The sequence below is a fragment of the Bradyrhizobium stylosanthis genome (assembly GCF_001641335.1).
Lineage (GTDB): Bacteria > Pseudomonadota > Alphaproteobacteria > Rhizobiales > Xanthobacteraceae > Bradyrhizobium > Bradyrhizobium stylosanthis.
The window spans coordinates 56,655-68,897 of sequence record NZ_LVEM01000006.1; the positions used below are offsets into that span (position 1 = coordinate 56,655).

The 12,243-nt window shown below is 67.0% G+C and carries 11 protein-coding genes; 6 read left to right on the plus strand and 5 right to left on the minus strand.

The window, feature by feature from the left end:
- Nucleotides 1-146: 146 nt before the first annotated feature.
- Together atzD and A7X65_RS34835 are read left to right on the plus strand one after the other, a co-directional pair.
- Nucleotides 147-1,247, plus strand: a complete 1,101-nt coding sequence (gene atzD / locus A7X65_RS34830; RefSeq protein WP_063693934.1) for a cyanuric acid amidohydrolase — start codon at nt 147-149, stop codon at nt 1,245-1,247.
- A gap of 112 nt (nt 1,248-1,359) precedes the next feature.
- Nucleotides 1,360-2,829, plus strand: a complete 1,470-nt coding sequence (locus A7X65_RS34835) for an amidase (RefSeq protein WP_063693935.1) — start codon at nt 1,360-1,362, stop codon at nt 2,827-2,829.
- Nucleotides 2,830-2,931: 102 nt separating this feature from the next.
- Here A7X65_RS34835 and A7X65_RS42930 read toward each other — a convergent pair whose 3' ends face one another.
- Nucleotides 2,932-3,249, minus strand: a complete 318-nt coding sequence (locus A7X65_RS42930) for a hypothetical protein (protein WP_063693936.1) — start codon at nt 3,247-3,249, stop codon at nt 2,932-2,934.
- 151 nt (nt 3,250-3,400) lie between these two features.
- Here A7X65_RS42930 and A7X65_RS34845 point away from each other — a divergent pair, with 151 nt between their 5' ends.
- Together A7X65_RS34845 and A7X65_RS34850 are read left to right on the plus strand one after the other, a co-directional pair.
- Nucleotides 3,401-4,309 (plus strand): PaaI family thioesterase, encoded by a 909-nt coding sequence (locus A7X65_RS34845; RefSeq protein ID WP_063693937.1) that lies wholly within the window; start codon nt 3,401-3,403, stop codon nt 4,307-4,309.
- A 69-nt stretch (nt 4,310-4,378) separates the two neighbouring features.
- The gene (locus tag A7X65_RS34850; RefSeq protein WP_063693938.1) at nt 4,379-4,744 is read left to right on the plus strand and encodes a hypothetical protein; all 366 of its coding nucleotides are present in this window, start codon (nt 4,379-4,381) and stop codon (nt 4,742-4,744) included.
- Between the two features lie 18 nt (nt 4,745-4,762).
- Here the strand turns inward: A7X65_RS34850 and poxB are convergent, their stop codons facing one another.
- The 3 genes from poxB to A7X65_RS34865 form a co-directional block, all read right to left on the minus strand.
- Complete coding sequence (gene poxB / locus A7X65_RS34855; protein ID WP_063693939.1) at nt 4,763-6,499, minus strand: ubiquinone-dependent pyruvate dehydrogenase; 1,737 nt, start codon at nt 6,497-6,499, stop codon at nt 4,763-4,765.
- An 81-nt stretch (nt 6,500-6,580) separates the two neighbouring features.
- Nucleotides 6,581-7,213, minus strand: coding sequence for a 2-dehydro-3-deoxy-6-phosphogalactonate aldolase (locus tag A7X65_RS34860; RefSeq protein WP_063693940.1), 633 nt, complete (start codon nt 7,211-7,213; stop codon nt 6,581-6,583).
- Between the two features lie 13 nt (nt 7,214-7,226).
- The gene (locus tag A7X65_RS34865) at nt 7,227-8,141 is read right to left on the minus strand and encodes a 2-dehydro-3-deoxygalactonokinase (protein WP_063693941.1); all 915 of its coding nucleotides are present in this window, start codon (nt 8,139-8,141) and stop codon (nt 7,227-7,229) included.
- A 210-nt stretch (nt 8,142-8,351) separates the two neighbouring features.
- Here A7X65_RS34865 and A7X65_RS34870 point away from each other — a divergent pair, with 210 nt between their 5' ends.
- Nucleotides 8,352-9,449, plus strand: a complete 1,098-nt coding sequence (locus tag A7X65_RS34870) for an LLM class flavin-dependent oxidoreductase (protein WP_063693942.1) — start codon at nt 8,352-8,354, stop codon at nt 9,447-9,449.
- A 58-nt stretch (nt 9,450-9,507) separates the two neighbouring features.
- The gene (locus A7X65_RS34875) at nt 9,508-10,077 is read left to right on the plus strand and encodes a flavin reductase family protein (RefSeq protein ID WP_063693943.1); all 570 of its coding nucleotides are present in this window, start codon (nt 9,508-9,510) and stop codon (nt 10,075-10,077) included.
- Nucleotides 10,078-10,363: 286 nt separating this feature from the next.
- Here the strand turns inward: A7X65_RS34875 and A7X65_RS34880 are convergent, their stop codons facing one another.
- Nucleotides 10,364-12,220 carry a sigma-54-dependent Fis family transcriptional regulator gene (locus A7X65_RS34880; protein WP_063693944.1) on the minus strand — a complete coding sequence of 619 codons (1,857 nt, stop codon included), beginning with the start codon at nt 12,218-12,220 and terminating at the stop codon, nt 10,364-10,366.
- Nucleotides 12,221-12,243: the final 23 nt, after the last annotated feature.

Consider the following 12,243-nt stretch of genomic DNA (forward strand, 5'->3'; position numbering starts at 1 on the left):
CGGAGAGCTCTGACCTGCGTCGCGCCCGGCCAAAATGGCCATCCCGTCATCCTGAGGTGAGAGCACGGCGCTGGCGGCTTGACATGTGCCCCCGTACCACGGCTGGTTGGCCTCGCCGGACCACCGAACTGCATGCGAGGACTACAATGCCCACCACATCGGTCGGCGTCTTCAAGATCGCCACCAGCGGCCCCGGCGACGTCTCCGGCCTCATGGCCATGATTGGCTCCGGCGCGATCGATCCGACATCGATCCTGGCGGTCCTCGGCAAGACCGAAGGCAATGGCGGCGTCAACGATTTCACCCGGGAATATGCCGTGGCCGCGCTGTGCACGGCGCTGGCGCCAAAGCTCGGCCTGTCGCCGGAAGCCGTCGAGCAGCGCATCGCCTTCGTGATGTCGGGCGGCACCGAAGGCGTGCTGAGCCCGCATCTCACGGTATTCACGCGGAGCGCGGCCGAGCGCCCGGCAGGCCTGTCCGGCAAGCGCCTCGGCATCGGCATGGCACACACGCGGGACTTCCTGCCCGAAGAGCTCGGGCGCTCCGCGCAGATCACGGAGACGGCGAAGGCCGTGAAGGCCGCGATGGCGGATGCCGGCATTTCCGATCCCGCCGACGTCCATTTCGTGCAGATCAAGTGTCCGCTGCTCACCAGTGAGCGCGTCGAAGCAGCAAACGCACGCGGCAACAAGACGGCGACGACCAGCGCCTACAGCTCGATGGCCTATTCGCGCGGCGCCTCCGCGCTCGGGGTTGGGGTCGCGCTCGGCGAGATCGGCCCTGATGTCCGCGACGAGGACGTGATGCGGCGCTACGACCTGTTCTCGAACGTCGCCTCGACCTCGTCGGGGATCGAGCTGATGCACAACGTCATCATCGTGCTCGGCAACTCCGCATCATCAGCGAGCGAATTCGAAATCGGGCATGCCGTGATGGACGATGCGATCGATGCCGCGGCGGTGACGTCGGCTCTGAAGAGCGTCGGGCTTGGCGCCACACCGCAGCCGGGCCGCACGCTCGTCAACATCTTCGCCAAGGCCGAGGCCTCGCCCGATGGCACCGTGCGCGGCTTCCGCCACACCATGCTCGAAGACACCGACATCAGCTCGACACGCCACGCCCGCGCCGCCGTCGGCGGCCTGATTGCGGGTCTTTCCGGCACCGGCGCAGTCTATGTTTCCGGCGGCGCCGAGCATCAGGGCCCGGCCGGCGGCGGCCCGGTTGCGGTCATCGCGCGCCTGCCTTAAGGACCCGCCGACCTCTCCGCCGGGCGCAACCCTGCCCTTCGCCCCGGCTCAGTTGATTCACGCGGCCCCTTGCGAAAAAGGTGGCGCCGCTACCCAAGGGGATTTTGACGACATGACTTTGCCGATGAGCTGGAATGAATGGGCGCAGCACGATGGCGTCGCGCTGGCGGCCCGCGTCCGCAAGGGCGAGCTGACGGCAAAGGAACTGGCGCGGCAGGCAGCGGCGGGCGTCGCCAAGGTCAATCCGTCCCTGTCGGGCGTGGTCGAGCTGTTCGAGGACGTGATCGCCGATCCCGCCAAGGACGGCGCCAATCTCGCCGGTCCCTTCGCCGGCCTGCCCTTCCTGATGAAGGATCTCGGCCCGACCATGAAGGGCCGGCTGCAGGAGATGGGCTCGCTCCTGATGCGCGGCAATCGCGCGGCGGCCGATACGTTCCTCACCGGCAAATTCCGCCAGGCAGGGCTCAATTTGATCGGGCGCACCACGACGCCGGAATTCGGCGTCTGCTCTTCGGCCGACAATCCCGCCGTCTACGTCACGCGCAATCCCTGGAACACCGACTACACCACCTGCGGCTCGTCGGCCGGCAGCGCCGCGATGGTGGCCGCGGGCGTAGTGCCGATCGCGCACGCGACCGACGGCGGCGGCTCGATCCGCATTCCCGCCGGCGTCAACGGCAATATCGGCCTGAAGGTCTCGCGCGGCGTGTTCTCGCTGGCGCCGCACATGTCCGATCTCACCGGCCTCGTCTCGATCCAGGGCTGCCAGTCGCGCTCGGTGCGCGATACCGCCGCCTTCGTCGACCACGCACGCGGGCCCGCGCCCGGCGAGTTCATGCCGTTCTGGACCACGGCGCAGCCCTATTCGGAAATGATCAAGCGCGATCCGACAAAGCTTCGCATCGCGCTGTCGCATACCTGGGGCGACTATACCGCGACGCCGGAGATCGCCGCCGAGCTGGAGAAGACCGGCCGCTTCCTCGAAGGCCTCGGCCATCACGTCGACTACGCACTGCCCGAGCTCGACTTCCGCGCCGCCTTCGAGGCACAGACCACCTGCTACATCAGCAATTTCGCAGTCGTGATCTCCAACATGCTCGCGGCGCGCGGGCTGGAGAAGCCGCCGGAAGATCTGATCGAGCCCATGAACATCCGCATCTGGGAAGCCGGCCGCCACACCACCTTCGCCGAGCGGGCGAAGATGCAGGGCGTGTTCAACACGACCTCGCGCGGCTTCGGCAGCTTCTTCGAGCAATGGGACGTGATCCTGACGCCGATCACCGCACTGCCGACGCCGAAGGTCGGCACCAAGGAATATCTCACCATCTCCGACAACCCCGACGTGCTCGACTGGTTCGGCAATCTCTGGCGCTTCTTCGCCTTCACGCCGCTCGCCAATCTCTGCGGCATGCCCGCGATCTCGATGCCGATGGCCGCGCAGGATCACGACCTGCCGCTGGGCATCCAGGCCATCGCCAAGCAAGCCAATGACGGCCTCCTGCTGCAGCTCGCCGCCCAGATCGAGCGCGCGCTCGACGGCAAGTGGAACGGCGGCCGGAAGCCGAAGGTGCATGTGAGCTGAGAGATCGCCTCCGACAGCTCATCCTTCGAGACGCCCGCCGTCGGTGGGCCCTCAGGATGAGGACCTGTTTCGCGGCGAGATATCAGCCCCTCAACCGGCCCGTCAGTTCTTCACCGCGGGAATGACCTCCGCAGGCTGCTGCTGGCCCTGCTTGTACATTGCGAGTGCCTTGTCGAGTGCTTCGCGCAGCGCCAGCGCGGCGGCCACGCTGCAGCGCAGGTGCGCGGTCTGGACCACGTCGACCCTGACGGCGGCACCGATCGGCACCAACAGGTTCGCGGCGAGCTCGATCTGGATCGCGCCGTTGTGATGGCCGAAGCAGGACGCGCCGTCGAAATAGATGATCGGCGCCCGCTCCGAGCTGCTGGTCGAAATGGTGACGGGCCCCTGATTGGTGCCGGGCGTCTCGGGGTCGGTCATGGGCGCTCCTTGCGGGCATTGGACGAACGAAGGGCCCACCATCGTTGCTTTGACCCGCCCTGTCGAGGCCAAACCGGCCCCGGCAAAAGCCCCCTGGCAAGGCGCATTCGCAGGTTTTGCGCGCCGCCCTGCACTGGTCTAGAACATCGCCATGTCCACGCCACACACCACGCTGCCGTTCGAGGAACTCGCCGAGGCCATCAAGGGCCGCCGCTCCGATTACGGCCATATCAGCGGGCTCCAGCTCGACCGCTTCGCGCCCAGCGAGGCCTGGTCCAGCCTGCCCTATCGCCCGGTCTTCGTCGGCGACACCGAGACCGGCGTCCTGCATGGCGGCGTCGTCACCGCGATGCTGGACGAGAGCTGCGGCATGGCGGTGCAACTTGCGCTCGACGGTACGCGCGCCATCGCAACCCTCGATCTGCGCATCGACTACCAGAAGCCGGCAACGCCCGGCCTCGACATCAAGGCGCATTCGATCTGCTACCGCACCACGCGCTCGATCGCGTTCGTGCGCGCCACCGCCTATCAGGAGTCCGAGGACGAGCCGGTCGCGACCGCGACCGCCGGCTTCATGATCGGCGCCAATCGCACCAACATGCTCGCCGACCGCCGGATGGATGCGCGCAGCATCCCGACGCTGGAGGCACCGGAGGATCCGGACGGCCCGTTCGCACGCAGCCCGTTCGCGCGCGCGCTCGGCATCCGCGTCAACGACGACGGCACGCTGACGATGCCGTTCTCGCCGCAGATCATCGGCAATCCGATTCTGCCCGCGATCCACGGCGGCATGACCGGCGCATTCCTCGAGACCACCGCCATCATCGGCGTGGCGCGCGAGCTCGGCGCTGCCGCGCCTCCCAAGCCGATCGGACTCACTGTCAACTATCTGCGTTCCGGCCGCGCGCTCGATACCTTTGCCAACGTCTCGATCGTGAAGCAGGGCCGCCGGATCGTGGCCTTCGAGGCCCGCGCCTGGCAGGACGATGCGGATAAGCCGATCGCCACCGCTTTCGGCCATTTCATGCTACGCCAGACGCCCGGAAGTGACGAGGAATAGCCGCATTTTCCCTTGACGGCAGGGGTGCTCGGCCACAACGATAGCGCGGTTCCCACGAGAGGTATTGGGTTGCGGCATCCGCTCGACATCATTGCCATGTTCGCCGCACTCTGGCTGCTGGCGTCGATGGTGCTCGACGCGCTGACGCCCAAGGAACTGACGGCGGTAATGATCGGCATCGCCATCGGGCCCGCCATCATCATCACCGCCGTGTTCTACTATCTGCGCTGCCCGCGCCTGGATTTCACGGTCATGTTTGCAGCGCTCTGGCTGATATCCGACATCGCCATGGCCTTCATCTCGCCGAAAGGGCTGCCGCTCTGGCTGCTCGCGCTCGGCTTCGTGCCGGCCCTGCTGATCGGCATCGTGCTGCACTGGCAGCGCTTCCAGCGCCGCCACGAGCGGTTGCCGTTGCCGGCGCCGAAGCGGGGCTAGAGCGCAATCGTTCGCGCGTTAGCGCGGCAGCAGGTTCGTCTTTGCGAGATCGAGCACCTCGTCGCCGCGGCCGTTCATCACCGCGCGCAGCACCCACAGGCTGAAGCCCTTGACCTGCTCCGCCGTGATGGTCGGCGGCATCGACAGCTCCTGCTTGGCAGTGACGACATCGAGCAGTGCAGGTCCGTTGTGCGCCAGCATCTCCTTCATCGCGCCCGGAAGCTCGCCGGGATCCTCGACACGCTTGGCGAATATGCCCATCGCGCGTGCCATCGCCGCGAAGTCGGGATTCTCCAGATCGACATTGGTGTCGACGAAGCCCGCCGCCTTCATCTCCAGCGCGACGAAGCCGAGCACGCCGTTGTTGAAGACGACGACCTTCACCGGGAGCTGCTCTTGCGTCAACGTGATCAGATCGCCCATCAGCATGGTGAACCCGCCGTCGCCCGACAGCGAGATCACCTGGCGGCCGGGCTGCGCAGCCTGCGCCCCGATCGCCTGCGGCATGGCGTTGGCCATCGAGCCGTGCACGAAGGAGCCGATCAGCCGCCGGCGGCCGTTCATGTCGAGATAGCGCGCCGCCCACACCGTCGGCGTGCCGACATCGGCGGTGAACACGGCGTCGTCGCTCGCATGGTCGCTGATGACCTTTGCGAGATATTGCGGATGGATCGGCTTGGCTCCCGGCGTGCCCTTGGCAAGCGAGTCCAGACCTTCGCGCGCCCGCTTGTAATGCGCGACGGCGTCGTCGAGATGTTTACGCTGCGTCTTGGACTTGAGCAGCGGCAGCAGCGCCTCGATGGTCAGCTTGACGTCGCCGACGACGCCGAGATCGATCTTGGCGCGCCGGCCGAGATTTTCCGGGCGGATGTCGATCTGGGCGATCTTCGCATCGGCCGGGAAGAATTGCTTGTAGGGGAAGTCGGTGCCGAGCATCACCAGCGCGTCGCAGGTGTGCATGGCGGCATAGCCCGAGGAGAAGCCGATGAAGCCGGTCATGCCGACATCGTAGGGGTTGTCGTATTCGACATGCTCCTTGCCGCCGAGCGCGTGCACGATCGGGCTCTTGAGCGCTTCGGCCAATTGCATCAGCGGCGCATGTGCGCCGGCGCAGCCGCGGCCACAGAACAGCGTGATGCGTTCGGAGCCGTTGAGGAGATCCGCGAGCGCCTGCAGCTCGTCGGCCTGCGGCACCACCTTCGGCGCGACAAGCGCAAGTCCGCGCGACGTCGAGAGCGCGCGCTTGGGCGGGCTGCGGAACGCGACGTCGCCGGGCATCGCGACGACGGCGACGCCGCGCAGGCCGACCGCCGCGCGGATCGCGTTCTCCAGCACGAAAGGAAGCTGGCTCGCGTCCGAGACCAGCTCGCAATAATGGCTGCATTCGCGAAACAGGTTCTGCGGATGGGTTTCCTGGAAATAGCCGCCGCCGATCTCGGCGGTCGGAATTTGCGCCGCGATCGCCAGCACGGGAACACGGCTGCGATGCGCGTCGAACAGGCCGTTGATCAGATGCAGGTTGCCCGGACCGCAGGAGCCCGCGCACACCGCAAGGCTCCCGGTCATCTCGGCTTCGCCCGCGGCCGCGAACGCCGCGACCTCCTCGTGGCGGACATGGATCCATTCGATGGTGCCGCGGCGGCGCAGCGCCTCGGTCAGTGCGTTCAGGCTGTCGCCGACAATGCCGTAGATGCGCTTGACGCCGGCCTGTTCGAGCGTTGCCACGAACAGATCGGCGATGTTGTTGATTGCCATGTCGGTCTCCCTGATCTCGCTGGTGCAGCAAGATAGGACAACGCATGGCGTCGCCGCCATCACGGCTTGTTTATTGGCAGCTCAGTCTTTCGCAATCGCCCGATCGTAGGCCACCATCGTCACCTTCGCGCGCGCCGCGACGTCGGCCGCCGTCATGCCCGGCTTGTAGAGGCTGGAGCCGAGACCGAACGCAGTGACGCCGCCCTTGATGTACTCCGCAAAATTCTGATCGGACACGCCGCCGACCGCGGCGATCATCACGCCGGCGGGCAGCACCGCCTTGATCGCGGCAATGCCGGAGGCGCCGAGCACGCTCGCGGGAAAGAACTTCAGGCCCGACGCACCGGAGCGCGCGGCAAGCAGCGCCTCGGTCGGCGAGAACACGCCGGGCAACGTCACCATGCCGTGCTGATGCGCGCGCGCCAGCACCTCGGTGTCGACATTGGGCGACACCATCAGTCTGCCGCCGGCATCGTTGAGACGATCGACATCGGCGGCGGTCAGCACGGTCCCGGCACCGATCAGCACGCCTGAAGGCGCAAGCTTCGCCGCGAGCCCGATCGAACGGAACGGATCGGGCGAGTTCAGGGGAATCTCGATCGCGGTCATGCCGGCCTCGATCAGGACGCCGACGATCGCCTCGGTCTCCTCGGGCTTGACGCCACGCAGGATCGCGACCAGCGGACGCTTCATCGGCGGAAAGGGAACGCTCATCGCAAAAATCCTTCTACTTCGTCCAGATCGCCGCGGCCGCCATCGACAGGCCGCGGCGGACGGCTTCATCCGCCTCGACCTGTTGCACCGTGACCGACAACGTGTCGAAGGCGAGCCTGTACAGCGCCGCAAGCCGCCCCGATGCCACCAGCGTGATGCCGGCTTTCGGCACGGCGCCCGAAAGACCCGCCGCAAGCTCGACGCCGATCAACGTGCCCGACAGCGTCTCGCGTGCCGCGGCGGGCGTGCCGCCGAACAGCAACTGCCGTGCCCGCGCACCGAACAGGAGATTGGCTGCGAAGGCCGGTGCCTCGAACGCGGCTTTCACCGCCGCCCTGAAGCTCGAGACGTCCTCGGCGTCCTCGGCATTGGCAACCGCGAGCGACAGGATCGTCTCGCGCGAGACCACGCTGAAGAGCTCGCCGGTCATGAAGGTGGAGAAGCTCGCGACCGTGCCGTCCTTCACGCGCACCCATTTCGAATGCGTGCCGGGCATGCAGACCATCGCTTCGCCGGCGGCCTGAAGACCGAGCGCGCCGAGCAACTGCGTCTCCTCGCCGCGCATCACGTCAGGCGCGGCCGCATCGCGCTGCGCGATACCCGGCAGGATGCGGATGTCGCGCGCCTCGCCCGGCACGCGCGCCGCCTGCTTGAGGATGGCGGCGAGCGGCGCCGGCGTGTCGACATAGCCGGCCTCGACCCAGCCGGTCTTGGCGCCGGCCATGCCGCAGATGAGGACCGGCAGATGAGCGGGCGCCTCGACCGCGGCAAGATGCGATTGCAGCACGGCTGCGAAGCCGGTCTTGGCCGCAGCCAGCATGCCCTCGCCGCTGCGGCGCTCGGCCAGCACCTTGCCGGCGCGATCAACCAGCCACAGGCGAAAACTGCTGGTGCCCCAGTCCACCGCGACATAGGCGGGTTCGGTCATCGTATCCTCGTCTCACCGGCAAGACGCCGTCTCGCGACAATGAGACGCCGTCCAGCAAATCCGCCCCGGGATATCGGCTATTGCCCCGGCAAACCAGCCTTTTCTCGCAAGCCAGGGGCGCAAGGCGCGCTGGCACACCGCTTGCTGAAGCCTCTCCACTCACATCCGTGAACCGCGCAACAAGACGCGTCAATTATGGAGAGGAAACCCATGGAGATCGGCTACTTCACGATGCCTTCGCACCCGCCGGAGTGCGGCCTGAAGGAAGGCAACGACTGGGACCTGCAGGTCATGCGCTGGCTCGACGAACTCGGCTATCAGGAGGCCTGGGTCGGCGAGCACCACACCGCGCCCTGGGAACCCAATCCCACGCCGGACCTGCTGATCGCGCAAGCGCTGATGCAGACCAAGAAGCTTCGCATCGGGCCGGGCGGATTCCTGCTGCCCTATCACCACCCGGCCGAACTCGCCAACCGCGTCGCGATGCTCGACCATCTCTCCGAGGGCCGGTTGAATTTCGGCGTCGCGGCTTCCGGCCTGCCGAGCGACTGGGCGATGTTCAACGTCGACGGCATGAGCGGCCAGAACCGCGACATGACCCGCGAGGCGCTGGAGATCATCCTGAAGCTGTGGACCGAGCCCGCGCCCTTCACCCACAAGGGCAAGTTCTGGACGGTGACGAAGCCGGACACGATGTTCGACTTCCTCAAGCCGCACATCAAGCCGCTGCAGGCGCCGCATCCGCCGATCGGCGTTGCCGGCCTCTCGAAGAACTCGGACACGCTGAAGCTCGCTGGCGAGCGCGGCTTCATCCCGATGAGCCTCAACCTCAACCCGGCCTACGTCTCCAGTCACTGGGATTCGGTCGAGGTCGGTGCCGCCAAGACCGGGCGCAAGCCGAACCGGCAGGACTGGCGCCTCGTGCGCGAGGTGTTCGTCGCCGATACCGACGAGGAGGCCTGGAAGCTCTCGACCGGCGACATGATGGGCCGGATGATGAGCGAGTACTTCCTGCCCCTGCTCGGCCATTTCGGCTTCAAGGACTATCTGAAGCACGCCCCTGACGTGCCCGACAGCGACGTCACGGTCGAATATTGCGCCAAGCGGAACTGGATCGTCGGCTCGCCCGCGACCGTCGCCGAGAAGATCGAGAAGATCTACGACGAGGTCGGCGGCTTCGGCGTGCTGCTGGTGTTCGGCTTCGACTACAAGCACAAGGCCGAGGCCTGGCACCACTCGCTCTCGCTCTTGAAGAACGAGGTGATGCCGCGCCTGAAGCATCTCGGCTCCGCGAAGAAGGCGGCTTGACGCGGGTGCGGGTGCGGCGCGATCGTGCCGCACCCGCATTCATTTCGGAGATTTCCGCGTGACGGTCGACGCCAATCCTCTCGATGCAAAGGATTTCAAGCAGGCGATGCGCCAATGCGCCGGTGCCGTGGCGCTGGTCACGGTCGGCGCCCAGCACGGCACGCGCACCGGCCTGACGGTGACGTCGGCCTGCTCGCTGTCGGACTCGCCGCCTTCGCTGATCGTCTGCGTCAACCGCAACGCCAGCGCGCACGCACGCATCCGCGAGGAAGGCGCGTTCGCGATCAACTTCCTGCACGAGGATCACGCCATGCTGGCGCTGACCTTCAGCGGCCAGAAGGGCGTCAACGGCGACGACCGCTTTGCGTTCGGGCAGTGGACGCGAGGCGTCACTGGCGCACCGGTGCTGACCGACGCAGTGGCAGCCTTCGATTGCGTGCTGGCGCAGGAGTTCGAAACCAAAACGCACTCGATCTTCGTCGGCGAGGTCCGCGCCGTGTCGCATGCGGATGCCGCCAAGCCGCTGATCTATCTGCGGAGCAGTTTTCATACACCCCAGGAAATCCGCGAGACCGTCACAGTCGGCGACCTCGATTCCCGGCATCTGAGCTGGACGGATTTTTCGTAGGCCTTGGGCTCGCTGCCCTTCCCTTCTCCCCTTGCGGGAGAAGGTGGGATAGGCGGCCTCCGGCCGCCGTTCTCAAGAACGCCGAAGCAAAGCTTCAGCTATGGCGCCGGATGAGGGGTTCTATCCGCGAGTTCAGTATCGTAGGGTGGGCAAAGCGAAGCGTGCCCACGATCTGCAACATTCGGCTCGAGATCGTGGGCACGGCGCAAGTGCGCCTTTGCCCACCCTACGAATCCAAGCTAGCGGAGAGATACCCCTCACCCGTCTCGCCGCATGCGATTGAACGCTACTGCGCCGTCTCGATCTTCAGCAGCTTGATCTTCCGATACAGCGTCGCGCGGCTCAGCTTCAGCGCTCGCGCTGCGTCCGTCACGCGGCCGCCGTGCTTGCGCAGGGCCTCGACGATCGTGGCACGCTCGGCGGCCGCGAGATCGGGCTCCGTCGTCCGCCCGCCGAACGGCGGCAGATCGAGGTCCGCATCGGTGATGACGCCGTTCTCCGCCGTGCAGCCGGCAAGCCGCAGCACGTGCCGGAGCTGCCGCATGTTGCCGGGATAGGGATAGGCCGCGAGCAGCGACCAGGCTTCGTCCGAGAGGCGGCAATCCGGCGCCTCCTCGCGTGCGATCTGACGGATGACATCCTCCCTGTCCGCGCGCTCGCGCAATGCGGGCAGCTTCACCTCCAGACCGCGCAGGCGGAAATAGAGATCGGCGCGGAAGGCGCCCTCTTCCGCCATGCGGCCGAGGTCGCGATGGGTGGCGCTGATCAGGCGGATGTCGACCGGCACCGGCTTGAGCGCGCCGAGCGGCCAGACCTCGCGGTTTTCCAGAACGCGCAGCAGGCGCGTCTGCAGCGCGATCGGCATGTCGCCGATCTCGTCGAGGAACAGCGTGCCGCCGTCGGCCTGCACGATCAGACCTTTCGAGCCGTCGCGCCGCGCGCCGGTGAAGGCGCCGGCCTCATAGCCGAACAGCTCGGCATCGATCAGGCTTTCCGGCATCGCCGCGCAGTTCAGCGCGACGTAATTGTTGCGGGCGCGGTTGCTCGCCGCGTGAATGGCGCGCGCGAACACATCCTTGCCGACGCCGGTCTCGCCATGCAGCAGCACCGGCAGATTGTGATCGCCGATGCTCATGAGCCGCTTCACGCTTCTGACGAGGCCGGGATCGCGACCGGCAAGCCGATGCAGGGCCTCGAAGCGGCCGGCGGGCGCATCGCGGCGCGGCGCATGCGATCTTGCACGCAGCGGCGGGGCAACATGCCCCTGCCCCAACGGACTGCCGTCGGCACGGCGCAGCTCGACGATCTCGTCCGCACCACGCGCGGCATGATGATCGAACTTGAGGTAGCGCGACAGGTCAATGCCGGAGGCGATCAGGCCGTCGGTGAGGCCGAGCAGCGCACGCGCGGAGCGGCAGGCGCCGACGATGCGGCGGTCGTCGTCATAGGCGACGAGGCCGCTGCCGCCATCGCCGGGCACGGTCGCGATCCAGGCGTTGCGGAAATGGCCGCGGAAGATCGCGCCCTCCATCCGCCGCGTCGCCTCCATCGTCACCGCGAGCGCGAGCTGATGCGCGGCGCGCTCGAGATCCTCGCGGCAGGAAGTGATGTTGACCGCACCGGCGAGCCGCCCGGCCTGGTCGAACAGCGGCGCCACCGCGCAGGAGAACATGTGCCATTGCGCGCGAAAATGCTCGTCGCGGTGCACCAGGATCGGCTTCTGCTCGGCGAGCGCAGTGCCCAGCCCGTTGGTGCCCTCGAAGGTCTCGGCGAAGTTCGAGCCGGTGTAGATCTTCCAGTCCAGGAACATCCTGGCGTCGGCTTCGCCCGGCAGGCGGCTGAACAGCATGGTCGCGTTCGCATCCGCGAGATTGACGCAGTAGCCGGCATCGCGCAGCACGCGGGCGAGATCGTCGAGCTCGGGCGTCGCGAGCCTGATCGTCTCCTCCATCGGCTCGGCGACGTGGCGGATCTCGGCCTCGGTCAGCGTCTGCGGCGGGCCCTGGCGGGCGGGATCGAGCTTGTGGCCGATCAGGCAGCGCCGCCAGGAATTGGCAATCCGCGAAGAGGCATCGACGTCGGCCACATGATTGGCGACGGACAAGACACGGGCGACATGGTTCGAGGCCGAAAGGCTGGCCATCGCGGACGTCTCCACCCTGTATT

Coding starts and splice junctions, on each gene's coding strand:
- A7X65_RS34870 (WP_063693942.1), top strand. CDS start 8,352: ATGGAGATCGGCTACTTCACGATGCCTTCGCACCCGCCGGAGTGCGGC.
- A7X65_RS34865 (WP_063693941.1), bottom strand. CDS start 8,141: ATGACCGAACCCGCCTATGTCGCGGTGGACTGGGGCACCAGCAGTTTT.
- A7X65_RS34835 (WP_063693935.1), top strand. CDS start 1,360: ATGACTTTGCCGATGAGCTGGAATGAATGGGCGCAGCACGATGGCGTC.
- A7X65_RS34860 (WP_063693940.1), bottom strand. CDS start 7,213: ATGAGCGTTCCCTTTCCGCCGATGAAGCGTCCGCTGGTCGCGATCCTG.
- A7X65_RS42930 (WP_063693936.1), bottom strand. CDS start 3,249: ATGACCGACCCCGAGACGCCCGGCACCAATCAGGGGCCCGTCACCATT.
- atzD (WP_063693934.1), top strand. CDS start 147: ATGCCCACCACATCGGTCGGCGTCTTCAAGATCGCCACCAGCGGCCCC.
- A7X65_RS34880 (WP_063693944.1), bottom strand. CDS start 12,220: ATGGCCAGCCTTTCGGCCTCGAACCATGTCGCCCGTGTCTTGTCCGTC.
- A7X65_RS34845 (WP_063693937.1), top strand. CDS start 3,401: ATGTCCACGCCACACACCACGCTGCCGTTCGAGGAACTCGCCGAGGCC.
- poxB (WP_063693939.1), bottom strand. CDS start 6,499: ATGGCAATCAACAACATCGCCGATCTGTTCGTGGCAACGCTCGAACAG.